This window comes from Streptomyces sp. NPDC006602 (genome assembly GCF_042870385.1).
GTDB lineage: Bacteria > Actinomycetota > Actinomycetes > Streptomycetales > Streptomycetaceae > Streptomyces.
This window is the reverse complement of the sequence record NZ_JBIAHG010000002.1, coordinates 668399-690483: the sequence shown is the minus strand read 5'-3', so window position 1 is coordinate 690483 and position 22085 is coordinate 668399. Positions and strand designations below refer to the sequence as shown.

22 protein-coding genes are annotated in these 22085 nt (G+C 71.0%); 14 read left to right on the top strand and 8 right to left on the bottom strand.

All coding sequences use genetic code 11. The annotated features are described in order from the left end of the window. Positions 1-157 precede the first annotated feature (157 nt). The 6 genes from ACFYO2_RS07810 to ACFYO2_RS07785 form a co-directional block, all read right to left on the bottom strand. The gene (locus ACFYO2_RS07810) at positions 158-1372 is read right to left on the bottom strand and encodes a cytochrome P450 (protein ID WP_388345560.1); all 1215 of its coding nucleotides are present in this window, start codon (positions 1370-1372) and stop codon (positions 158-160) included. 118 nt (positions 1373-1490) lie between these two features. After that, complete coding sequence (locus tag ACFYO2_RS07805) at positions 1491-1727, bottom strand: DUF6213 family protein (protein ID WP_053751099.1); 237 nt, start codon at positions 1725-1727, stop codon at positions 1491-1493. A gap of 25 nt (positions 1728-1752) precedes the next feature. Further along, positions 1753-3138, bottom strand: a complete 1386-nt coding sequence (locus tag ACFYO2_RS07800; RefSeq protein WP_388345558.1) for an NADP-dependent succinic semialdehyde dehydrogenase — start codon at positions 3136-3138, stop codon at positions 1753-1755. Positions 3139-3213: 75 nt separating this feature from the next. Next, a complete protein-coding gene (locus ACFYO2_RS07795; RefSeq protein ID WP_388345555.1) occupies positions 3214-3672 on the bottom strand; it encodes an NUDIX domain-containing protein in 459 nt (152 codons plus the stop codon). After that, complete coding sequence (locus ACFYO2_RS07790) at positions 3669-5207, bottom strand: ATP-dependent DNA ligase (RefSeq protein ID WP_388345553.1); 1539 nt, start codon at positions 5205-5207, stop codon at positions 3669-3671. The genes ACFYO2_RS07795 and ACFYO2_RS07790 overlap by 4 nt, the downstream gene beginning before the upstream one ends. 54 nt (positions 5208-5261) lie before the next feature. Then, complete coding sequence (locus ACFYO2_RS07785) at positions 5262-6194, bottom strand: NAD(P)/FAD-dependent oxidoreductase (protein ID WP_388345550.1); 933 nt, start codon at positions 6192-6194, stop codon at positions 5262-5264. A 70-nt stretch (positions 6195-6264) separates the two neighbouring features. On the opposite strand from ACFYO2_RS07785, the gene ACFYO2_RS07780 reads away from it, so the two are divergent. From ACFYO2_RS07780 to ACFYO2_RS07755, 6 genes are all read left to right on the top strand, one after another. Continuing rightward, positions 6265-6855, top strand: a complete 591-nt coding sequence (locus tag ACFYO2_RS07780; protein WP_388345547.1) for a helix-turn-helix domain-containing protein — start codon at positions 6265-6267, stop codon at positions 6853-6855. A gap of 109 nt (positions 6856-6964) precedes the next feature. Beyond that, on the top strand, positions 6965-7942 hold the full coding sequence (locus ACFYO2_RS07775) for an NADPH:quinone oxidoreductase family protein (protein ID WP_388345545.1): 978 nt from the start codon (positions 6965-6967) through the stop codon (positions 7940-7942). Beyond that, positions 7939-9120: an acyl-CoA dehydrogenase family protein gene (locus ACFYO2_RS07770; protein ID WP_388345542.1), complete on the top strand. Its 1182-nt coding sequence runs from the start codon at positions 7939-7941 to the stop codon at positions 9118-9120. Before ACFYO2_RS07775 ends, ACFYO2_RS07770 begins: the two co-directional genes overlap by 4 nt. Then, complete coding sequence (locus ACFYO2_RS07765; RefSeq protein ID WP_388345539.1) at positions 9117-10190, top strand: acyl-CoA dehydrogenase family protein; 1074 nt, start codon at positions 9117-9119, stop codon at positions 10188-10190. The genes ACFYO2_RS07770 and ACFYO2_RS07765 overlap by 4 nt, the downstream gene beginning before the upstream one ends. 183 nt (positions 10191-10373) lie before the next feature. Next, complete coding sequence (locus ACFYO2_RS07760) at positions 10374-11231, top strand: phosphatidylinositol-specific phospholipase C/glycerophosphodiester phosphodiesterase family protein (protein WP_388345536.1); 858 nt, start codon at positions 10374-10376, stop codon at positions 11229-11231. A 137-nt stretch (positions 11232-11368) separates the two neighbouring features. Further along, on the top strand, positions 11369-11563 hold the full coding sequence (locus ACFYO2_RS07755; protein ID WP_388345534.1) for a hypothetical protein: 195 nt from the start codon (positions 11369-11371) through the stop codon (positions 11561-11563). Positions 11564-11755: 192 nt separating this feature from the next. Here the strand turns inward: ACFYO2_RS07755 and ACFYO2_RS07750 are convergent, their stop codons facing one another. Together ACFYO2_RS07750 and ACFYO2_RS07745 are read right to left on the bottom strand one after the other, a co-directional pair. Next, the gene (locus ACFYO2_RS07750; protein ID WP_388345531.1) at positions 11756-12139 is read right to left on the bottom strand and encodes a DUF779 domain-containing protein; all 384 of its coding nucleotides are present in this window, start codon (positions 12137-12139) and stop codon (positions 11756-11758) included. A 123-nt stretch (positions 12140-12262) separates the two neighbouring features. Then, positions 12263-12958, bottom strand: a complete 696-nt coding sequence (locus ACFYO2_RS07745; RefSeq protein ID WP_388345528.1) for a LuxR C-terminal-related transcriptional regulator — start codon at positions 12956-12958, stop codon at positions 12263-12265. Positions 12959-13162: 204 nt separating this feature from the next. Between ACFYO2_RS07745 and ACFYO2_RS07740 the strand changes: the two genes are divergently transcribed. The 8 genes from ACFYO2_RS07740 (at position 13163) to ACFYO2_RS07705 (ending at position 22030) form a co-directional block, all read left to right on the top strand. Beyond that, the gene (locus ACFYO2_RS07740) at positions 13163-14548 is read left to right on the top strand and encodes an amidohydrolase (protein ID WP_388345526.1); all 1386 of its coding nucleotides are present in this window, start codon (positions 13163-13165) and stop codon (positions 14546-14548) included. After that, a complete protein-coding gene (locus ACFYO2_RS07735; protein WP_388345523.1) occupies positions 14538-15578 on the top strand; it encodes a LacI family DNA-binding transcriptional regulator in 1041 nt (346 codons plus the stop codon). Before ACFYO2_RS07740 ends, ACFYO2_RS07735 begins: the two co-directional genes overlap by 11 nt. 78 nt (positions 15579-15656) lie before the next feature. Further along, positions 15657-16406, top strand: a complete 750-nt coding sequence (locus tag ACFYO2_RS07730) for a glutamine amidotransferase (protein WP_388345520.1) — start codon at positions 15657-15659, stop codon at positions 16404-16406. Further along, complete coding sequence (gene deoD / locus ACFYO2_RS07725; RefSeq protein ID WP_388345517.1) at positions 16403-17146, top strand: purine-nucleoside phosphorylase; 744 nt, start codon at positions 16403-16405, stop codon at positions 17144-17146. Before ACFYO2_RS07730 ends, deoD begins: the two co-directional genes overlap by 4 nt. Positions 17147-17258: 112 nt before the next feature. After that, positions 17259-18359: a BMP family protein gene (locus ACFYO2_RS07720; RefSeq protein WP_388345514.1), complete on the top strand. Its 1101-nt coding sequence runs from the start codon at positions 17259-17261 to the stop codon at positions 18357-18359. Positions 18360-18372: 13 nt separating this feature from the next. Further along, positions 18373-19980, top strand: coding sequence for an ABC transporter ATP-binding protein (locus ACFYO2_RS07715; protein ID WP_388345511.1), 1608 nt, complete (start codon positions 18373-18375; stop codon positions 19978-19980). Beyond that, entirely contained in the window at positions 19977-21098 is a 1122-nt protein-coding gene (locus tag ACFYO2_RS07710; protein WP_388345508.1) for an ABC transporter permease, read from the top strand. The genes ACFYO2_RS07715 and ACFYO2_RS07710 overlap by 4 nt, the downstream gene beginning before the upstream one ends. Continuing rightward, the gene (locus ACFYO2_RS07705) at positions 21095-22030 is read left to right on the top strand and encodes an ABC transporter permease (RefSeq protein WP_388345505.1); all 936 of its coding nucleotides are present in this window, start codon (positions 21095-21097) and stop codon (positions 22028-22030) included. The genes ACFYO2_RS07710 and ACFYO2_RS07705 overlap by 4 nt, the downstream gene beginning before the upstream one ends. The last annotated feature ends 55 nt before the right edge of the window (positions 22031-22085 follow it).

The window sequence follows — 22085 nt, the reverse complement described above, 5'->3', positions numbered from 1 at the left end:
TGTGGCTGGTCGCGCCCACGCGGCGGAGCCGCGGATTGATACAGCCCCGCGCCCCTGGGTGGGCATGCTCACCGGTGTTTGAGAGGTGTGAGTCGCTCGGACGACCCGGCCGTGACCCGGCGGCACCAGCAGGCCCTCGCTCGCCGTCATCGGCCGCTCACCACGTGACCGGGAGCGCCTCCGGCCCGCGGATCAACGCGCCTTTCTTGAAGGGGACTTCGTTCGGCGGCACGGCCAGCTTCAGTCCCGGCACGTGGTCCAGCAGGGCGTCGACCAGCAGCTCGCACTCCAGCCGGGCGAGCAGGTCGCCGGGGCAGTGGTGAGGGCCGGAGCCGAAGGACACGTGCGGGTTCGGGCTCCGGGAGAAGTCGATCGTCTCCGGGTAGGGGAACACGTCCGGATCACGGTTCGCGGCAAGGTACGACACGTAGATCGCGTCGCCCGCCCGGATCCGTACGCCTCTGATCCCCACGTCCTCCGTGGCGATCCGGGACAGCCCGACCGCGTTGCGGTGCGGGATGTAGCGCAGCAGTTCGTCGATGGCCTGCGGGCGGATCTCCGGCTCGGAGCGCAGTCGTTCGGCCAGGTCGGGGCGGGTCAGCAGGATGTAGAACAGCTGGCCGCTGTTGCGGGTGATGGCCTCGCCGCCGATCTGGAGCAGCACCGCGAGCCCGACCGCCTCCTCCAGGGTGACCTCGCCACGGCCCACGGCGGCGCCCAGCAGTGAGGTGACGTCCTCGCCGGTGCTGCCTTCGCGCAGGGCGATGAGGTCACCGAAGTAGGCGCCCATCTCGTTCCTGGCCTTCTCGCTGGCCTGGGCGCCGTGCGAGGAGGACAGGATCAGCTGGGTCCAGGTGTGCATGCTGTGCCGGTCGGCCGCCGGGACGCCCGTCAACTCGCAGATCACGGCGATGGGGAAGGGAGTGAGGACGGTCGCCGTGAGGTCGGCCGGGGGGCCGTCCTGGAGCAGCTCGTCGACCAGTTCGTACAGCATTCGGCGGGACTTCTCGCGGATCCGCTCCAGACCCTTCGCGGTGAAGGCGGCGGCTACCGAGCGACGCAGCCGGGTGTGGTCCGGCGGGTCCAGGAAGCCGAGCGCGGCCGGGGCCTGGATGAAGTGCGGGGCGAGCCGGGTGACCTCGCGGTCCATGACGGCCTCGCGGCTGAACCGCGGATCGTCGGTCACCATGCGGACGTCCTCGTACCGGGTGACCAGCCAGGCCCAACCCTCGCCGTCGGGCAGCTGGATGCGGGTGACCGGGCCCTCGCGCATCAGCTCGGTCAGCACCGGGTCGAAGTCCACGCCCCTCAGGTCGAGCGCGGGCCAGTGCCGGATCGGCGGCAGGGTCTCGGTGATCGTCTCTTCGGTCATGAACCGTGTCTGCTTTCGCCTCGGAGACTGGTCCAGTCCACGATCACCCGAGGCGGCGACGATCTCGCGCGGGGTTACTCCGTATCGGCGACTTCGAGGCGTTGCGGGGAGGCGATCGCTATCCGGTCTGTCCGCTGCTGTGCGCGATGCACGCCACATCGATCCGGTCGGCGAGCTTCGCGAGCTCGATCGTCAGCGCCGCCACCGTGTCCTCGTCGAGCCCGTCCTCCCCGGCCTCGACAAGATGCAGCCACCGGCCGCCCACCGTCCGCAACAACTTGCTGACATCGGCGGCAGCCACCTGCAAGGTCCCGCGGTCGTCGACGATCAGAGGCAGAGTCACTTCGCGGTTCACAAAGGGGATCGTAGCCGCGGAAGCGTCACGCTCCGTGCCATACGGTCGTGATGTTGCAGAACTCCCGGATTCCGTGCCCGGACAGCTCACGCCCGTAGCCGGACCGCTTGACCCCGCCGAACGGGAACGCCGGGTGGGAGGCGGTCATCCCGTTCACGTACACACCACCCGCCTCCAGGTCCCGTACAAAACGATCGACCTCGGTCTCGTCCCGCGTCCACACATTGGAACTCAGTCCGAACGGCGAGTCGTTGGCGATCAGCACGGCCTCGTCCAGGTCGGCGGCCCGGTACAGCGTGGCGACCGGCCCGAACGCCTCCTCGCGGTGGATGCGCATCTCGCGGTCGATGCCGGCCAGGACGGTCGGCGGGTAGTACCAGCCGGGCCCGTCGGGCCGCTGTCCGCCGCACAGCACGCTCGCGCCGCTGCGCTTCGCGTCGTCGACCAGCTCCTCCAGGTCGGCCCGACCCCGCTCACTCGCCAGCGGCCCGACCTCCGTCTCCTCCTCCAGCGGGTCGCCGATCTTCAGTGCCTTCATGCCGTCGACGAACCGCTCGGCGAACGCGTCGTACACGTCCGTGTGCACGATGAACCGCTTCGCGGCGATGCACGACTGCCCGTTGTTCTGCACGCGCGCGGTCACCGCGATCCGGGCGGCGCGGTCGATGTCCGCTGACGGCATCACGACGTACGGGTCGCTGCCGCCCAGCTCCAGCACCGTCTTCTTGACCATCTCCCCGGCGGTGGACGCCACGGCCCGTCCCGCGGGCTCGCTGCCGGTGAGGGTGGCCGCCCTGACGCGTTCGTCGCGCAGGATGTCGTCGACCGCGGCGGAGCCGATGAGCAGGGTCTGGAAGCAGCCCTCGGTGAAGCCCGCCCGGTGGAAGAGGTCTTCGAGGTAGAGGGCGGTCTGCGGGACGTTGGAGGCGTGCTTGAGCAGGCCCACGTTGCCCGCCATCAGGGCCGGGGCCGCGAAGCGGACCACCTGCCACAGCGGGAAGTTCCACGGCATCACCGCGAGGACCGGGCCCATCGGCCGGTAGCGGACCAGGGCGCGGGAGGCGCCGGAGTCCTTGACGTCCAAGGCGGCGGGCTCCTCGTCGGCGAGGAGTTCCTCCGCGTGGTCGGCGTACCAGTGCATCGCCTTCGCGCACTTCGCGGCCTCCGCGCGGGCCTGCTTGACCGGCTTGCCCATCTCGGTGGTCATCATGCGGCCGATGTCCTGCTGGTCCTCGCCGAGGAGGTCGGCGGCCCGGTGCAGGAGACGGGCGCGCTCGGCGAAGGACGTCGTCCGGTACGTGCGGAACGTGGCCTGCGCGAGCTGGAGCCGGCGCTCGATCTCCTCCTCGCCCATGGCCTCGTACGTCTTGAGCGTCTCGCCGTTCGCCGGGTTGACCGTTGCGATGGGCATGACCGACCTCCTGGAAAGCTGGTGTGCTTCGACCTTCCCGCGTCGCGGTGGGGACCGCAACGCGTACGCATCTGCTCAGGCCGAGTGCTCCGCCAGCCGGTCGAGAAACGCGGCCTGTGCCGTGACGATCACGGCCCGGGCGCGGTCCAGGTCGAACCACTCCACGCGGTCCACCTCGGGGAACTCCTGGATCTGCCCGGACTTGGGCGGCCACTCCATCCGGAAGGTGCCCGGGGTGACCGCCGCAGGATCGAGGTCCGCCTCGACCGCCCACGCGGTGACGACCTTGCCGCCCGTCTGCCGGATCTCGCCGAGCGGTACGGCCTCGCCGTCGGGCGGGGGCAGCCCCAGCTCCTCCTGGAACTCACGGCGGGCCGCCTCCCAGGCGGGCTCGTCGGAGTCGTACTCGCCCTTCGGTACGGTCCACGCCCCGGCGTCGCGCCGCGCGAAGAAGGGGCCGCCCATGTGGCCGAGCAACACCTCCGTCCCGTGATCGGTGTGTCGGAACAGCAGCAGGCCCGCGCTGCGCTTCACGGCCGCACCTCCGGATGGGCCGCGAGCAGCGTTTCCACCGTGTCGGCGTCCTGAGGGCGCTTGTCCTCGCGGTAGCGGACCACGCGGGCGAAGCGGAGGGTGACGCCGGCCGGGTAGCGGGTGGACTTCTGCAGGCCGTCGTAGGCGATCTCGACGACGAGTTCGGGACGTACGGTCACCACGTGGCCGTTGGTGTCCACGGCCAGCTCCTGGAGCCGCTCGGTCTGCCAGGTGAGCATCGCGTCGGTCATGCCCTTGAAGGTCTTGCCGAGCATCGCGAAGGAGCCGTCCGCGGTACGGGCGCCGAGGTGCAGGTTGGAGAGCTTGCCGGTGCGGCGGCCGTGGCCCCACTCGGCGGCCAGGACGACCAGGTCGAGGGTGTGGACGGGCTTGACCTTCAGCCAGGACGCGCCGCGCCGGCCCGCGCTGTAGGGGGCGTCGAGGGACTTCACGACGACACCCTCGTGGCCGCGCTCCAGGGTCTCGGCGAGGAACTCCTCGGCCGCGGGCACGTCCTTGGGGCCCGACACCAGCGTCCGGCGCACCCGCATCGGCTCGGGTACCAGCCGGGCCAGTTCCGTGTGCCGTTCGGCGAACGGCAGGTCGAGCAGGTCGCGATCGCCGACGGACAGGGCGTCGAAGAAGACGGGGGAGACGGGGACGGCCTCGGCCGCGGTCGTCACGTCCACGCGGGAGCCGACACGGCCCGCGGTCTCCTGGAAGGAGCGGGGGCGGCCGTCCGCGTCGAAGGCGATGACCTCGCCGTCCAGGATGAAGCGCTCGCCCCTCAATTCCATTGCCGCCGCCGTCAGTTCAGGCAAACGGTCGGTGATGTCGTCGAGGGTGCGGGTGTACAGCCGTACGGCGTCGCCGTCGCGGTGGATCTGGACGCGGATGCCGTCCAGCTTCTCCTCGACCGCGCAGGCGCCCAGCTTCTCGACCGCCTCGGCCACCGAGGAGGCGCTGTGCGCCAGCATCGGCAGGACCGGACGGCCGACGGTCAGCCGGAAGCGGTCCAGGGCGGCGGGTCCCTCCGTGAGCAGGGCCTCGGCCACCGTCTGGAGCGAGCCCGCGAGCATCACGGCCCGCCGGACGTCCGCCGACGGTGCCTGAGTCGCCTCGGCGAGCCCCTCGATCGCCACCGCGTCCAGCGCGCCCTGCCGCACCTCGCCACTGATCAGCCCGAGCAGGAACCGCTGCTCGTCCGCCGTGGCCGCGCCCATCAGCTCGCCGACCAGCCGGGCCCGCTCGGCCTGCGAACCGGCGCCCGAGACCTTGCCGAGCGCGCTCAGCAGGGCGTCCACCTCGCGCACGGTCAGGGTCGGCTCGGCGGCCGGGGCGACCGGGCGGCTCAGCACCTTCCAGCCGACGCCGAGCCGGCCCTGCGGCAGACGTCCCGCCAGATACGGGATGACGATCGGCACGTCCGCCGCCTCGGCGTCCCGGAAGAGCTCGGCGAGAAGCGCGATCTTCCGGGAGCGCGCGGAGGTCGCGGCCACCTCCTGGGACACCTGGACCAGCCGGGTCAGCAGCATGCAGCCATGGTGCACCGGAGGCGGGCGCTCTACACCCGGACGGCCGCGGGCGCTCTACACCCGGACGGCCGCGACGGCCGCGTCCAGGTCCGTCATCAACAGCTCGCCGTTGATCGTGGCGGCCGCTCGGTAGCCGCCCGCCGCCGCGTTCACGACCTGCTCCGCGAAGCCCGTCGCGTTGCCCGCCGACCACACGCCGGGCACGGTCGTCAGGCCCGTCTCGTCGACCACGGGGTACGCGCCGAACGGGGTCTCCCGCAGTTCCGCGCCGAGGCGCCGGAGCAGATCGGTCTGCGGGACGGCCCGGGGTGCCACGAACAGCACCTCGCGGTCGTGCGCGGTGCCGTCCGCGAGGCGGACACCGGTGAGCCGATCGTCGTCCACCATCACCTCCGCGACCTCGCCGGGCACCACCTTCACTCCTGCCGCCGCCAGCCTGCGCAGGTCGTCGTCCGACAACTCCTCCTCGGCGACGGTGTGCAGGAAGAAGGTCACGTCCTTCGACCACTGGGACACGATCAACGCCTGGTGCACGCTCATCGGGGTGGTGGCGAGCACGCCGAAGGCCCGGTCGCGCACCTCCCAGCCGTGGCAGTACGGGCAGTGCAGCACATCCCGCCCGAAGCGCTCGGGGAGGCCCGCGACCTCGGGCAGCTCGTCCTTGAGGCCGGTCGCGATCACCAGGCGCCGGGCGTGCACGGTGCGCCCGCCGGCCAGGTCCACGGCGAAGCCCTTCCTGACGTCCACCACCCGGTCCCGGACCAGCTCGACGCCGTACCGCGCGATCTCCTCCCGGCCGACGGCCAGGAAGTCGGCCGGGGACATGCCGTCCCGGGACAGGTAGCCCTGCATGTGCGCGGCGGGAGCGTTGCGCGGCTCGCCCGCGTCGACGACCAGTGTGTGGCGCCGGGCGCGGCCCAGGACCAGCGCGGCGGACAGCCCGGCCGCGCCGCCGCCGATGACGACCACTTCGTAGTTCTCGGTCATTGGTGACCACCTCCACCGAGACAGTCGCTCTCCGCCTGCCGCATTGACAAATGTGTTTGCCGAAACTGCAATGGGCGTCATGAGCGACGACGACATGGACGAGGTCCTCGCCGAGGTCGGGCCGAGGCTGCGGCGGATCCGGAAGGAACGGGGGGCCACACTGGCCGGGCTGTCCGAGGCGACCGGCATCTCGGTGAGCACCCTCTCCCGGCTGGAGTCGGGCCTGCGCAAGCCCAGCCTGGAGCTGCTGCTGCCGATCGCGCGGGCCCACGAGGTGGTCCTGGACGAGCTGGTGGGCGCCCCCTCGGTGCGGGATCCGCGGGTGCGTGCCGAGCCGATCGTGCGGCACGGGCGCACGTACTGGCCGCTGACCCGGCAGCCCGGCGGACTCCAGGCCTTCAAGGTGCTGGTGCCGCAAGTGAACGAGGAACCCGAGCCTCGGACCCACGAGGGCTACGAGTGGCTGTATGTGATGTCGGGGCGGCTGAGGATGGTGCTGGGCGATCACGACATCGTGCTGACCACGGGGGAGGCCGTCGAGTTCGACACCCGCGTGCCGCACTGGTTCGGGTCGACGGGGGAGGGGCCGGTCGAGTTCCTCAGCCTGTTCGGGCCGCAGGGTGAGCGGATGCACGTGCGGGCTCGGCCCAAGCGGTCGTGACGCCTCTTCGTGACGCATCTGACTGTTCCCTGATCGGCAAGCGACCGCTTAGTATGCGAAGGACCCCGGTCATTGACTCCGGTAAGACGCAGTCCCGTGGAGGCCCCGCATGCAGGCATGGCAAGTGCACGAGAACGGCGAGCCGGGCGAGGTGATGCGCCCGACGGACGTGGCGCCGCCCACGCCCGGTGACGGCCAGGTCCTGCTGAGGGTGCGTGCCGCGAACATCAACTTCCCGGACGTCCTCATGGTTCGCGGCCACTACCAGGTCAGGCCGCCGCTGCCGTTCACGCCGGGTGTGGAGATCTGCGGCGAGACCGAGGACGGGCGGCGGGTCATCGCCAACCCCGCGCTGCCGCACGGCGGTTTCGCCGAGTACGCCCTCGCGGACGCCGCCGCTCTGCTGCCCGCACCCGACTCGCTGGACGACGCCGAGGCCGCCGCCCTGCACATCGGCTACCAGACGGGCTGGTTCGGTCTGCACCGACGGGCGCACCTGGAAGCCGGCGAGACGCTGCTCGTCCACGCTGCCGCCGGAGGGGTCGGCAGCGCGGCCGTGCAGCTCGGCAAGGCGGCCGGCGCGACCGTGATCGGTGTCGTCGGCGGTGCCGAAAAGACCGAGGTCGCCCGGAAGTTGGGCTGCGACGTGGTCATCGACCGGCGGAGCGAGGACGTCGTCGCCGCCGTGAAGGAGGCTACCGACGGCCGGGGCGTCGACGTGATCTACGACCCGGTCGGCGGCGAGGCCTACACCCAGTCCGCCAAGGTCGTCGCCTTCGAGGGGCGGATCGTCGTCGTCGGCTTCGCGAGCGGCACTATTCCCAGCCCGTCGCTCAACCACGCCCTGGTGAAGAACTACTCGGTACTCGGTCTGCACTGGGGCCTGTACAACACCAAGAACCCCAAGCTGGTCCAGCACTGCCACGAACAGCTCACCGAGCTGGCCGCCCGGGGCGCGATCAAGCCGCTGGTGAGCGAGCGCGTGCCGCTGGGCGGGGCAGCGGCGGCCGTGCAGCGGGTCGCCGACGGTGTCACCACCGGCCGGGTCGTCCTCGTCCCCGGCCTCACCGAAGGAGGCGCGGCATGACCGAAGCAGCCGAACTCGGGCGCCGTACCGCACAGTTGCTGGACGCGTACCCACCCGCCACCACCGACCGCCTCGAGTTCCTCAAGGCCCGGTTCGACGCCGGACTCGCCTGGGTGCACTACCCCGAGGGCCTCGGCGGCCTCGGTGCTCCGCGCTCCCTCCAGGCCGCGGTGGACACCGAGTTGGAGGCGGCGGGCGCCCCCGACAACGACCCGCGGCGCATCGGCATCGGACTCGGGATGGCCGCGCCGACGATCCTGCAGTTCGGCACCGAGGAACAGAAGCTGCGGTACCTGAAGCCGCTGTGGACGGGCGAGGAGGTCTGGTGCCAGCTGTTCAGCGAGCCCGGCGCCGGATCCGACCTGGCCGCGCTCGGCACGCGGGCCGTCCGGGAAGGTGACACCTGGGTCGTCAACGGGCAGAAGGTGTGGACCTCCAGTGCCCACGTCGCCCGCTGGGCCATCCTCATCGCCCGCACCGACCCGGACGCGCCCAAGCACCGGGGCATCACCTACTTCATCTGCGACATGACCGACCCGGGCGTCGAGGTCCGGCCGCTGCGCCAGATCACCGGCGAGGCCGAGTTCAACGAGGTCTTCCTCACCGACGTCCGCATTCCCGACTCCCGCCGCCTCGGCGAGGTCGGTGACGGCTGGAGGGTCGCGCAGACCACGCTGAACAACGAGCGGGTCGCCATCGGCGGCATGCGGCTGCCCCGCGAGGGCGGCATGATCGGCCCGATCGCCAAGACCTGGCGCGAACGCCCCGAACTGCGCACCCACGACCTCCATCAGCGTCTGCTCAAGCTGTGGGTGGAGGCCGAGGTCGCCCGCCTCACCGGCGAGCGGCTGCGCCAGCAGCTCGTGGCCGGCCAGCCCGGCCCGGAGGGCTCCGGCATGAAGCTCGCGTTCGCCCGCCTCAACCAGGAGATCAGTGGCCTGGAGGTCGAACTCCTCGGCGAGGAGGGCCTGTTGTACGACGACTGGACCATGCGCCGGCCGGAACTGGTCGACTTCACCGGCCGCGACGCCGGCTACCGCTACCTCCGTTCCAAGGGCAACAGCATCGAGGGCGGGACCACCGAGGTCCTGCTGAACATCGTCGCCGAGCGCGTCCTGGGCCTGCCCACCGAGCCGCGCACCGACAAGGACGTCGCCTGGAAGGACCTGGCCCGATGACCGATCTGCTCTACTCGGAGGAGGAAGAGGCGCTGCGCGCCGCCGTCCGCGACCTGCTCACGGACCACTGCGACGCGGCGGGCGTGATCGCGCGCACCGAGTCCGACGCGCCGCACGACCGCTCGCTGTGGAAGTCGCTCGCCGACGGCATGGGCCTGGCCGGGCTCCTGGTGCCCGAGGCGCAGGGCGGCCAGGGCGCCACGCACCGCGAAACAGCTGTCGTTCTGGAGGAGTTGGGTCGGGCCGTCGCCCCCGTGCCCTACCTCACCAGTGCCGTCGTCGCCACCGAGGCACTGCTGGCCTGCGAGGCCGGCGAGCTGCTCGCCGACCTGGCGTCCGGCCGGCGCATCGGCGCCCTCGCCGTCGCCCTGAACGTGGCTCCGGGCGGCGCCTTCAAGACCGTACGGCTGGAAGACGGGACCCTGCACGGGGAGTTGACCGGCATCGCGGACGCGGCGGCGGCCGATGTGCTGCTGGTCCCCGCCGAGGACGGCGGGCTGTACGCGGTCGACGCGGATGCCGTGACCATCACCCCGCAGGTGTCGCTGGACCTGACCCGGCCGCTCGCGACCGTCACCCTCGACGGGGCTTCCGCCCGTCGCATCGGGGACGCCGAACCCGCCCTGCGACGGGCCCTGCGGGCCGGAGCCGGGCTGCTCGCCTCCGAACAACTCGGGCTCGCGGAGTGGTCGTTGACCGAGACGGTCCGCTATCTCAAGGACCGCAAGCAGTTCAACCGGCCCGTTGGTGGGTTCCAGGCACTCAAGCACCGGCTCGCCCAGCTGTGGCTGGAGGTCGTCAACCTGCGTGCCGCCGCACGCAACGCGGCGGACGCGCTCGCGACTGGCGAGGACGCGGACGTGGCGGTCGCCGTCGCGCAGGCGTACGCGGCCTCCGTCGCCGTGCGCGCGGCGGAGGAAGCCGTCCAGTTGCACGGCGGTATCGGGATGACCTGGGAGCACCCGGCCCACCTGTACCTGAAGCGCTCGAAGGCCGACTCGATCGCGTACGGGACCGCGGGCGCGCACCGGGAGGCGGTGGCCGAACTCGTCGCCCTCCAGGCTCCCTGACGTTCACCGGAAGAAGCCGACGAGAAGCCCGCCCCACCTGGGGCGGGCTTCTTGGTGTGCCCCGCCGCGACGAAGTGAACGAACAGCGGCAGTCCGGCCAACTCCTGTTCCAGCTCTGCTCCTTGGGCCCTCTCGGAACGCATACTCTCTGCGGTCCCGTAAGGCCTACCAGGGAGGCAGAGCATGCCCCTCACCACCCGCCGCAGAGCCCTCACCACCCTCGGCGCCGCCCTCGCGGGCACGGTCGCCCTGCCCGCCACCAGCGCGCTGGCCGGCGAACAGAAGCACGGCCCACGGCCGTTGTGGCGCGCCCATGCCCACAACGACTACGAGCACCCGCATCCCCTCCTCGACGCCCTCGACCACCGTTTCGGCAGCGTCGAGGCCGACATCTACCTCGTCGGCGACCAACTCCTCGTCGCCCACGACCCGGTCGACCTCGACCCGGCCCGCACCCTCGAATCCCTCTACCTCGACCCCCTCGCCGCCCGCATCAGGGCCAACCACGGTTCTGTGTACAGGGGCTACCGGCGGCCCCTGCAACTGCTCATCGACATCAAGACCGAGGGCTCCTCGACGTACCTCGAACTCGACCGGCATCTGAGCCGCTACAAGCACCTCTTCACGAGGTACGTCCACGGCCGCGTCCGGCCCGGCCCGGTCACCGCCGTTGTCTCCGGCGACCGTGCCGCCCGTACGCCCATGGAGGCGCAGACAGTCCGGCGCGCCTTCTACGACGGCCGGCTCGCCGACCTCGGCACCTCGGCGCCCGCCTCCTTCGTCCCGCTGATCAGCGACAACTGGACGCTCAACTTCACCTGGCCGGGCGTCGGCGCCTTCCCGGACGCCGAACGGCAGAAGCTGCGGTCCATCGTGCGGACGGCGCACGCGCGCGGGCAGAGGGTCCGGTTCTGGGCCACCCCGGACGTGGCCGGCCCCGCCCGGGACGCGCTGTGGGCCGAACTGCTCGCCGCCGACGTCGACTACCTCAACACCGACGACCTCGCCGGGCTGGAAGCCTTCCTGGACGCCCACCGGTAAATCTGGACGCCCACCGGTAAATACAGATGTCACACGTTCGGGGGACAGGTCAGCTGCCCGGACGGAGCCTCCGCTACGCCACACTTGCGGCCGAACGTCGTGAACCGGACATGGCGGTGTGGTGGAGGAGGCTGACGATGGCGATTTCCATCTCTTTGGTGCTGCTCTTTGCGATCCTGGCGGTGATCTTCCTGCGGAGTGGCGCTCTGAAGTTCCCTCACGCGCTGGTGTGCCTGCTGCTCGGCTTCTGTCTGGCCGGCACGAACATCGCCCCCAGCATCAACAGTGGCCTGATGGCGACGGCGGACATCTTCGCCACCCTCAGACCGTGAACGGCACGGGGTCGCGAAGATCCCGATCCCGTTCGGAACGGGCCGTTCCGCGCCGCCGGAGGGGTGGTCGTCACCTCGTGGATGGCCGTGCTGCACGGAGCGGCCCGTTCGGTGACCCTTCGCGATCGCCGGTCCCACGCTCGTCCAAGGATTCAAGGGCAGCGCACCAGACGAAGACGGCCGCACGGGTTGCTATGCGCCGACGACCCGCGAACGGGTGAGGAAACGCACCCCCTCGGGCGCCTCCAGCGAGAACCCGCTGCCCCGGCCCTCGACGACGTCCACGATCAGCCGAGTGTGGCGCCACGCCTCGTACTGGCTCCGCGACATCCAGAACGTCACCGGCTCCTCGACCCCGGCCACGTCCAGCTCCGCGAGCAGTACGTCCGAGCCGCCGGTGCGGAACTCGCCGGCCGGGAAGCACATGGGGGCGCTGCCGTCGCAGCAGCCGCCGGACTGGTGGAACATCAGCGGACCGTGCGTCTCGCGCAGCCGGCGCAGCAGGTCGGCCGCCGCGGGGGTGAGTTCGACGCGGGAAGCCTCGTCGTATGCGGGGAGTGCGGATTCTTCGGGCATGGTCAGCGAGTGCAGCACGGGGAAGGTTGCGAGGGGGTTGCGGCCGGTCGCCGTACGGAGTGACGGCGCCGGCGTGTGCTCGATCGGCGGGATCGGGCGCCTGGAGTCCGGGGCGTCTCCGCGTCAGGCCGGCCGGACCAGGCCGGACTCGTAGGCGAACACCACGGCTTGGACGCGGGCCCGGGCGCCGATCTTGCCGAGGATGTGGCTGACGTGGGACTTGACGGTGGTCGGGGCGATCGACAGCCGGGCGGCGATCTCCGCGTTGGACCAGCCGGAGGCGACGGCGATCAGCACATCGCGTTCGCGTTCGGTGAGGGCGTCGAGTCCGGCCTCGCGCTCCACGGGGTGGCCGGGCCGTTGTTGACGTACGGCATCGATGAGCGTGCGGGTCAGACCGGGGGTGATCACTGCGTCTCCGGTGGCGACGATGCGGACGGCCGCGGTGAGTTCGTCGGGGGTGGCGTCGTCCAGGAGGAACCCGCGGGCTCCGGCGCGCAGGGCGGCGTAGGCGTACTCGGCGAGGCCGGTGCTGGTCAGCATCAGCACGCGCGGGGGGTTCCGTACGGCTCGAACGGGGCTGGAGGGGTGGTGGAGTGCGGGGGCCCGGGTGATACGGCGGATGGTCTCGATACCGTCGGTGCCGGGCACGCGGGCGTCCAACAGGACGACGTCGGGACGCAGTTCGGTGCTCAGACGGACCGCCTCGAACCCGCCGGACGCCTCACCGACGACGGTCAGGTCGGGCTGGGCCGCGAGGAGCATCCGGAAGCCGATGCGTTGCAGAGCTTGGTCGTGGACCACTAGTACGGAAGTCATGCCGGGCGTACCCCTCTCAGTCACCCCTGAACGAAACCGTTTCGTTCACATGGAAAGGCTATCCCTGATAGCTATCGAAACGGCGCCGTTTTCCTTGTGGTGTGGGTCACATTCCGGTGGTGTCGTCGTCGCTCAGCAGCCGAGCGTCGGACCTCCGCGGACCGATGGTTGTGCAAAACGTTTTGGATATCTAGCTTGTGCGACATGAGCGACAGAACGCCTCCGTCGACCGGCCGCCTCCTGGTGAGCGGCTGCGACGTGCTGCGCGTCCCGACACGGGGCGAGTGCGAGATCCTGCACGCGCAGGACATCGTGGTGGCGGACGGCGTGATCCAGGACGTACGGCCGACTGGCACGACTGGTCCGACCGACGGCCCCGTCAGTCCCGGCCCCGCGGCCGACGTGATCGACGGGCGCGGACTGCTGGCCGTCCCCGGTCTGGTCAACGCGCACACGCACAGCCCCATGGTGCTGATGCGCGGCGCGGCCGAGGACGTGACGGTGGAGGGCTGGTTCAACGACCGCGTCTGGCCGATGGAGTCCAACCTCACCCCTGCCGACGTACGGGCCGGGGCCCGGCTCGCCTGCGCCGAGATGATCCGCTCGGGTGTCACCACCTTCGCCGACCACTACTTCTTCCCCGACCAGATCGCCGAGGCGGTCGCCGAGACCGGCCTGCGCGCCGACATCGCGCCCACCTACTTCAGCAGCCGGGGCGAGGAAGCCCTGGAGGACACGGTGAAGTTCGCGGAGGCCTGGCACGGCCGTGCCGACGGCCGGGTCACCGTCTCGCTCGGACCGCACGCCCCGTACACGGTCGACGACGGCGACCTGCGGACCCTAGCCGGGCACGCCCGGCGGCTCGGCCTGCGCATGCACATCCACGCCGCCGAGCACCTGGAGCAGACGCGGTCCAGTCTGGAGCGGCGCGGCATCACCCCGATCCGGGTCCTGCACGAGACGGGGGTGCTGGACGCCGGGGCGCTGATCGCGCACGGCTGCGGGATCGTCGAGGAAGACCTGCCGCTGCTGGCCGAGTACGCCGCCACGACCGCCGTGGCCTGTTGCCCCAAGGTGTATCTCAAGCACGCGCTGTCCCCGCTCACCCCGGTGCGGGAGTTGCTCGGCGCCGGAGTCACGGTGGCGGTCGGCACGGACGGCGCAGCCGGCCACAACACGCTGGACGTGTGGGAGGCGCTGCGGCTGGTCGCCCTCACCCAGAAGCAGGCGGTACGGGACGCCACCTGGATGACCGTCTCCGACACCCTCCGCACGGCCATGCGCGGAGGGGCCCGAGCCCTCGGGCTGCAGCAGGAGATCGGAGCGCTGGAACCGGGCATGCGCGCCGACATCGTCCTCACCGACCTGTCCGGGCTGCACTGCCGTCCCCTGCACGATCCGCGCGCCGCGCTGGTCTACAGCGCCCGCGCCAGTGACGTACGGACGGTCGTCGTCGACGGCCGGGTCCTGATGCGCGACGGCCGGCTGCTCACCGTGGACGAGCCCGCGTTGCTGGCCGAGGCCGACACCCGGGTGGCCCGGATCCTCGACACCTCCCACGGCAGGGCGGTGCAGCACTATGACCCCTGAGCCGTACCAGCGGGAGGCGGTCCGGCGCCCCGCGTCCATCAAGGACGTGGCCGCCGCGGCAGGCGTCAGCGCCACCACCGTCTCCCATGTCCTCAGCGGCAACCGGCCGGTCAACGAGCACACCGCCGCACGCGTCCGCAGTGTGGTCAACCGGCTCGGCTACGTCCCGGCCTCGCTGGCCCGCAGCCTCCAGGCCGGTTCCACCTCGGTGATCGGCCTGCTGATCCCCGACATCAGCAACACCTTCTTCGCCGAACTCGCCAAGGGCGCCGAGGACGCCGCCCACGACCTCGGCTACGGCCTGATCCTGTGCAACACCGAGTTCGACGCCGACCGCGAGGACCGCTACCTCGGCATGATCCGCAGCCGGTTCATCGACGGCATGGTGTACGCCTCCGGGTCCCCGCCGTCCCGGCGACGGCTGGAGGCCCTGATGGGCAAGTTCCCCATCGCGCTCGCCGACGAGGAGGTCGAGGGTCTCGAAGGCGCCCTCATCGCCACCGCCGACCACGAGGCGGGCGGACGGCTGGTGGGGGAGCACCTCCGGGCGCTCGGCCACCACCGGGTCCTCATGCTGACCGGCCCGCGCGCCCTGAAGAGCAGCAACGCCCGTGCGAACGGTTTCGTACGGGCCTTCCGGGGTGAGGTCGTCGAACGTGTCGGCGACTTCAAGGAGACCTCCGGGTACGGCCTCGTCGCCGAACTCCTCGAGGAGGGCGGTCTCCCCGAGGACTGCACGGCCGTCTTCGCGGCCAACGACCTGATGGCCTTCGGCGCCCTCCTGGCGCTGAGGGAGGCGGGGCTGTCGGTGCCGGACGACGTCTCGGTGGTCGGCTTCGACGACATCCGGGCGGCCTCGCTGGCGCATCCACCCCTGACCACCGTCCACCAGCCGGCCTACGACGTGGGCCGCACCGCCACCGCGCAACTCCTCCAGTACGTCACGCGGGGCGAGGTCCCGCCCGCCTCCCGGCACACCCTCCCCGTCGAACTCAAGGTCCGCGGCAGCACGGCACCCGCCGCCCGCTGACCCTCACCCGACCTCGACTGCCGTCGCGCCGCACGGAGTTCCCGTGCCGGTACCCCCTGCCTCGAAAGGCGGTTCGTCATGCCCAGAGTGCTCGTTGTGGGCGAGTCCTGGTTCACCTACACGGTCCACCAGAAAGGCTTCGACGCCTTCCACACCTCCCAGTACACCGAAGGCGGAGGCGCCTTCCTCGACGCACTCCGCTCACGCGGCCACGACGTGACCTACGTGCCCTCGCACGAGATCCCGACCCGGGTACCGGCTTCCGCCGACGGGTTCGACGCGTACGACGTCGTCGTCATCAGCGATGTGGGCGCCAACAGCTTCCAGCTCCCGCCGGAGACCTTCGACCACTCCGTCCCCGCGCCCGACCGCTCCGAGCTGGTGCGCGGCTTCGTGGAGCGGGGCGGCGGGGTGCTGATGATCGGCGGCTATCTGACCTTCAGCGGCATCGACGCCCGCGCGCGATGGGGGCGTTCCCCGCTCGCCGCCGCCCTGCCGGTGACGATGCTGGACCGCGACGACCGGGTGGAGCTCCCGGCCGGTGCCGTCCCCGAGGTGGTGGGCGAGCACGCGGTCGTACGGGGGCTGGAGCGGTCCTGGCCCGCGCTGCTCGGCCTCAACGAGGTCACCGCACGGCCCGGGGCGTCGCTGCTGGCCGAGTGCGCCGGGCACCCCCTGCTCGTCGTCGGGAGTCACGGCGGGGGCAGGTCGGCGGCGTTCACCTCGGACGTGGCACCGCACTGGGCGCCGCCGCCCTTCCTGGCCTGGGACGGGTACCCCGAGCTGTGGGACCGGCTGGTGCGCTGGCTCGCGGGAGCGGAACGGTGACGCCCGGGCCCGTCCCCACGTCCGTCGCCGGCACACCCCATATAGCGGCTCGGCCGGGCGACTTCGCGCCGCTCGTGCTGATGCCGGGGGATCCGCGCCGTGCCCGGCGGATCGCGGAAACCTTCCTTCAGGGCGCACGGCAGGTCACCGACGTACGCGGCATCCTCGGCTACACGGGAACCCACCAGGGCGTACCGATGTCGGTCCTCGCCTCCGGCATGGGCATTCCGTCCATGACGATCTACGCGACGGAGCTGTTCCGCCACTACGACGTGCGCCGGATCGTCCGGGTCGGCACGGCCGGTGCGATCCCGGCGGCGGTCTCCGTACGGGACGTGGTGATCGCCTCGGCAGCGCACACCGACTCCAGCCTCAGTCGCGTCCTCGTGGACGGGGTGACGCTCTCGCTCGCTCCCTCCTACCGGCTGCTGCGTGCCGCGGCGGACGCCGCCGACCTGGCGTCCACCGCCGTTCACATCGGGGCGGTACTGAGCAGCGACCACTTCTACCTGGACCGCCCCGCCCTCTTCGACGCCCTGGAGCGCCGGGGCACGCTCGCGGTCGAGATGGAGGCGGCGGGACTGTACGCAGTGGCCTGCGCCGAGGGCGGCGAGGCCCTCGCCGTGCTGACCGTGTCCGACCATGTCCGCACCGGTGACGTCCTCACCGCCGAGGAACGCGAGACGGACTTCGACCGGACGCTGCGCATCGCCGCGACCGCGCTGCTCACCGATGGCTGAAATTCCCACAGCGGAAATCAAACAGAAACCGGGCAACGTAGCCAAAACGTTTTGCACTTTCTACTGTCGACCCAGCCGCTCACTCGGCGACGAAACGATCAGGAGATCGATGATGAGATACGGAAGAAGCGCCGCCATCGTGGTGACGGTGACAGGGATGCTCGCACTGAGCGCGTGCGGAGGATCGGGTGGCGGGGACGATTCCGGAGCGGCGTCCTCCGGCAAGCCGCGCATCAAATTGGTGATCAATGGCGGGCTGGGTGACAAGTCGTTCTTCGACTCCGCCTACGCCGGCCTGCAGCGGGCATCGAAGGACCTCGGCTACCAGCTCAAGGTCGTGGAGCTCGGCTCCGACCGCACCAAGTGGGAGCCCGGCTTCGAAGACGCGGCCTCGGCCGACGACTACGACATTCTCGCCGCGGGCACCTTCGACGTCACCGACTACATCGGCAAACTCGCCCCGGAATTCCCGGACAAGAAGTTCTGGGTCTTCGACGCGCCGGTCGACTACAGCGGCAAGAACGGCGCCTGTTCCAACAAGTGCGAGAACGTGTACTCCGTCACGTTCAAGCAGAACGAGGGCGCTTATCTCGCGGGATTCCTGGCCGAGAAGCTGGTGGCCGCGAAAGCCCTCAAGGGAGCCGAATCGCAGAAGAAGGTCGGCGTCATGGGGGGCGTGAAGATCCCGCTGATCGAGGACTTCGTCGTCGGCTTCACGTCCGGCTTCCAGGCCGCCGGCGGAAAGAAGTCCGACGTCCTCGTCCAGTACGTGGGCGGCGACAAGCCGTTCGGCGACCCCGCCAAGGGCAAGGAGATCAGCACCGCCATGTACGGCCAGGGCGCCGCGCTGGTGTGGCCGGTCGCCGGGCTCTCCGGGCTCGGCACCTTCGAGTCGGCCGTCAGCGCCAAGCGGTACGCGTTCGGCGTCGACTCCGACCAGTACCAGACCCTCACCGACCAGGCGCAGAAGAACACCGTCGTCACCTCCATCCTCAAGAACGTCGGCAACGCGCTGTACAAGGCCGCGCAGGACGACCAGAAGGACACCCTGAAGTACGGCTCCGTCTCCACCGTCGGCCTCGCCGATGACGCCGTCGGCTATGTGAACGACGACCACTTCAAGGAGTTGGTGCCCGAGACGATCCGCACCGAGGTCCAGGAAGCCGCCGACAAGGTCAAGTCCGGTTCCGTCACGGTGCCCAGCGCCCTCTAACCGAACGGCCTTGATGATGAACGAGCCATGGGGCAAGGACGGACCGGCCGTCGCCGCCCGCCAGGTCACCAAGACCTACGCCAACGGGGTGCGCGCGGTGCGCGCCGTGGACCTGGAGGTCCCGCCGGGCGAGATCCGGGCGGTCGTCGGGGAGAACGGCGCGGGCAAGTCCACGCTGATGAAGATGTTCTACGGCCTGGAGCAGCCCAGCGCGGGCGAGATCCTGGTCGGCGGACGACCCCGGGTGCTGCGGGGCCCGGCCTCGGCGATCGCCCTGGGCGTGGGCATGGTGCACCAGAACCTCATGCTGGTGCCGTCCTTCACAGTCGCCCAGAACGTCGTCCTCGGCGTGGAGCCGGGCCGGCGCGGTCTGGTCGACCCGAAGGCGGCCGTGGAGACGACCGCCCGGCTCGCGGAGGAGTCCGGACTCGTCGTCGACCCCAAGGCGCGCGTCGACGAGGTGTCGGTCGGGATGCGGCAGCGCACCGAGATCCTCAAGGCACTCCACCGGCAGGCCCGCGTACTGATCCTCGACGAGCCGACCGCCGTGCTCACCCCGCAGGAGACCGAGGACCTGTTCGCCGCCGTACGCCGGCTGCGCGACGGCGGCATGACGGTGCTGTTCATCTCGCACAAGCTGCGCGAGGTACGGGAGATCAGCGACCAGGTGAGCGTGATGCGCGCCGGCTCCCTGGTGGGCACGGTCGCCACCGCCGACGCCACCGAACGCTCGCTCGCCTCCATGATGGTCGGCCGGGACATGTCCCTGGACGTGGACCGCTCCCCGGCCCGCCCCGCGGAGACCACCCTGCGGGTACGAAGCCTCGGCTACGAGGCCGCGACCGGGCAGTGGCTGCACGACCTGGACTTCGACGTCGCCGCCGGGGAGATCGTCGGCGTGGCCGGCATCGAGGGCAACGGCCAGAGCGAACTCGCCGAGATCCTCGCCGGATTGCGCCGGCCCACCGCGGGCACGGTCCACATCGACGGCACCGACACGGCCGGCCTCGACGTGGCGGGACACCGCAGGGCCGGCATCGGCTACGTACCGGAGGACCGGCTGCACAACGGCGCCGCCCTCGACGCGTCCATCGCCGACAACCTCGTCGTCGACCGCCACGACCGCCCGCCCCTCGCCCGCCGTGGCGTCCTGCACCCGAGTGCCGTACGCGCCCACGCCGAGCAGCTGATCGACCAGTACGCGATCCGCACCCCCGACCCGTCGGTCCCGGTGCGGGCGCTGTCCGGCGGCAACATGCAGAAGGTGATCGTCGCCCGCGAACTCTCCGCGGGACCACGCCTGTTGGTCGCCTCGCAGGTGACCCGCGGGGTGGATATCGGCGCGATGCGCTTCATGTACGAGCGTCTCGTCGACGCGCGTGACACGGGCGCCGCCGTCCTCCTCATCTCCGCCGACCTCACCGAACTCCTCGCCCTCTCCGACCGGTTGCTGGTCCTCAAGGACGGCCACTTGGTCGCCCGGTTCGACGACACGACCGGCCTCACGGAGAAGCGGGTCGGGCTTTACATGCTCGGTGTGGAGCAGCACGACCGCGACCAGCTCACGGCCGGTCTGGACGACGTAACGGCCGGCCCGGAAGGCATGGGGGAGGCACCGTGACCACGACCCCCATGACGGCGATCGAGACCGAGGACCGCCGCCAGTACCGAGCCACCCGGCGCCGTGACTTCGCCGTCGACCTGAGCATGGCCCTGGCCACCATCCTGGCCGCCCTGGCCATCGGCTTCCTCGTCATGCTCGCCACCGGCAACGACCCGGTACGGGCGTACGAAGTGATGCTCACCGGCCCGCTGGACCGCTCCTTCCGCGTCGGCCGCTGGCTGGAGGACGCCACGACCCTCACCCTGCTCGGGCTGTCGGTCGCGATCCCCTTCCGTGCCCGGCAGATCAGCCTCGGTGCCGAGAGCCAGGTCTACGCCGGTGCGTTGGCGGCGGCGACCGTCGCGATCTTCGTGCCGCTGCCGCCCGTCGTCGCCGTGATCGTGCCGATGGCCGCGGCAGCAGCCGCGGGCGCCGGAATGGGCCTCGTGCCCGGCGCGATGAAGGCCCGCCTCGGCGCCAACGAGATCGTGGCCACGTTGATGCTCAACGCCATCGTCGTCCGCGTCTACGACTACCTGGTCAACGGCCCGCTGAAGGAGTCCGGCAGCAGCGCCGTGCACTCGAAGTCCATCCAGCAGGACTCGGCGCTCACCCCGCTGAGCGACTGGTTCGGCGTTCCGCTGGGCCGGGCCAACATCGGGTTCGGGGTGATGCTGCTGACCGCCGTCGCACTGTGGCTGCTCATCACCCGTACCCCGCTCGGCTACCGCATCCGGATGACCGGCGCCAACCCCGACTTCGCGGCCTACGGCGGCATTCGCGTGCCCCGCGTCATCGAGTGGAGCTTCGTCATCGGCGGCGCCGTCGCGGGCCTGGCCGGAGCCCATCTCGTCCAGGGCGTGTACGGACGGCTGGAACCCGGACTCGCCGGAAGCCTCGCCTTCGAAGGGATCGTGGTCGCCCTGCTGGCCAGGAACAACCCGCTGGTCGTCGTGGTCGCCGGACTCTTCTACTCCTACCTGCGCGCCGGGGGCGACATCATGGAACAGCAGACCGACGTCGGCACAGAGATCGTGGTGGTCATCCAGGCGGTCATCGTGCTGCTGGTCACCGCCCAGGCCCTGCCTGACCTGCTCAAGCGGCGCATCGCGCGGAGGCAGGTGGGCGTCCGATGAGTTCCGTGCTCGACGTCGTCCTCAGCAGCGCCTTCCTGGCGGCCGCGCTGCGGATCGCCACGCCGTACCTGCTCGCCGCGTTCGGCGGACTGGTCGCCGAACGCGCCGGCATCAGCAACATCGCCCTGGAAGGCCAAATGCTGAGCGCGGCCTGCACCGGTGCGCTGGTCGCCGGGTACAGCCACTCCGTCGCGCTGGGCGCGGTCAGCGGAGTCGCGATGGCAACGCTGCTGGGCGTACTGCTCGCCGCCCTCCGCCTGGAACTGGGCGCCGACGCGATCATCGCGGGCATCGGCCTCAACCTCCTCGCCTCCGGCGGCACCGCCTACGCCGTCTACAGCCTCCTCGACGACAAGGGCGGCACCTCCGGCCTGAAGAGCGGCAGCCTGCCGGCCATCACCCTGCCGGGCATCGAGAACGTGCCGGTGCTCGGCGATGTGGTGAGCGGCCAGAACATGATCACCTGGCTGGCCTTCCTGGCCGCGCCGTTCGTCGCCTGGCTGTTCTACCGCACCCGCTTCGGCTTCCACCTGCGCGCGGTCGGCGAGATGCCGGACGCCGCCGAGTCGGTCGGGATCGCGGTACGTCGTGTCCAGTACGCGGGACTCGCCCTCAGCGGGGCCCTCGCCGGACTCGCCGGGGTCTTCCTCAGCATGGGCTACGTCTCCTTCTTCGTACGGGACATGACGGCCGGCCGTGGCTTCATCGCACTCGCGGCCGTGTTTCTCGGAGGCATGCGGCCCTGGGGCGTCTTCCTCGCCGCGCTCGGCTTCGGAGCAGCCGAGGCACTGGCCGTGCAGCTCGGTTCGCTCGACGTACCGCCGCAGTTGGTGTCGACAATCCCGTACGCGATGACGCTCGTCGCCCTCGCGCTGTACGCGTGGCGCCGCAAACGCCGGGGCCGTGCCGTGCCGGCCGCTGTCTCACTCTGACGCCTCGTCAACCCCCCTCTCCCTGGGCTTTCCCACCCGCCCGCACCTCGCCGAG

Coding starts and splice junctions, on each gene's coding strand:
- ACFYO2_RS07735 (WP_388345523.1), top strand. CDS start 14,538: ATGACCCCTGAGCCGTACCAGCGGGAGGCGGTCCGGCGCCCCGCGTCC.
- ACFYO2_RS07720 (WP_388345514.1), top strand. CDS start 17,259: ATGAGATACGGAAGAAGCGCCGCCATCGTGGTGACGGTGACAGGGATG.
- ACFYO2_RS07740 (WP_388345526.1), top strand. CDS start 13,163: ATGAGCGACAGAACGCCTCCGTCGACCGGCCGCCTCCTGGTGAGCGGC.
- ACFYO2_RS07760 (WP_388345536.1), top strand. CDS start 10,374: ATGCCCCTCACCACCCGCCGCAGAGCCCTCACCACCCTCGGCGCCGCC.
- ACFYO2_RS07730 (WP_388345520.1), top strand. CDS start 15,657: ATGCCCAGAGTGCTCGTTGTGGGCGAGTCCTGGTTCACCTACACGGTC.
- ACFYO2_RS07705 (WP_388345505.1), top strand. CDS start 21,095: ATGAGTTCCGTGCTCGACGTCGTCCTCAGCAGCGCCTTCCTGGCGGCC.
- ACFYO2_RS07745 (WP_388345528.1), bottom strand. CDS start 12,958: ATGACTTCCGTACTAGTGGTCCACGACCAAGCTCTGCAACGCATCGGC.
- ACFYO2_RS07785 (WP_388345550.1), bottom strand. CDS start 6,194: ATGACCGAGAACTACGAAGTGGTCGTCATCGGCGGCGGCGCGGCCGGG.
- ACFYO2_RS07790 (WP_388345553.1), bottom strand. CDS start 5,207: ATGCTGCTGACCCGGCTGGTCCAGGTGTCCCAGGAGGTGGCCGCGACC.
- ACFYO2_RS07755 (WP_388345534.1), top strand. CDS start 11,369: ATGGCGATTTCCATCTCTTTGGTGCTGCTCTTTGCGATCCTGGCGGTG.
- ACFYO2_RS07780 (WP_388345547.1), top strand. CDS start 6,265: ATGGGCGTCATGAGCGACGACGACATGGACGAGGTCCTCGCCGAGGTC.
- ACFYO2_RS07800 (WP_388345558.1), bottom strand. CDS start 3,138: ATGCCCATCGCAACGGTCAACCCGGCGAACGGCGAGACGCTCAAGACG.
- ACFYO2_RS07810 (WP_388345560.1), bottom strand. CDS start 1,372: ATGACCGAAGAGACGATCACCGAGACCCTGCCGCCGATCCGGCACTGG.
- ACFYO2_RS07765 (WP_388345539.1), top strand. CDS start 9,117: ATGACCGATCTGCTCTACTCGGAGGAGGAAGAGGCGCTGCGCGCCGCC.
- ACFYO2_RS07715 (WP_388345511.1), top strand. CDS start 18,373: ATGATGAACGAGCCATGGGGCAAGGACGGACCGGCCGTCGCCGCCCGC.
- ACFYO2_RS07775 (WP_388345545.1), top strand. CDS start 6,965: ATGCAGGCATGGCAAGTGCACGAGAACGGCGAGCCGGGCGAGGTGATG.
- ACFYO2_RS07750 (WP_388345531.1), bottom strand. CDS start 12,139: ATGCCCGAAGAATCCGCACTCCCCGCATACGACGAGGCTTCCCGCGTC.
- ACFYO2_RS07770 (WP_388345542.1), top strand. CDS start 7,939: ATGACCGAAGCAGCCGAACTCGGGCGCCGTACCGCACAGTTGCTGGAC.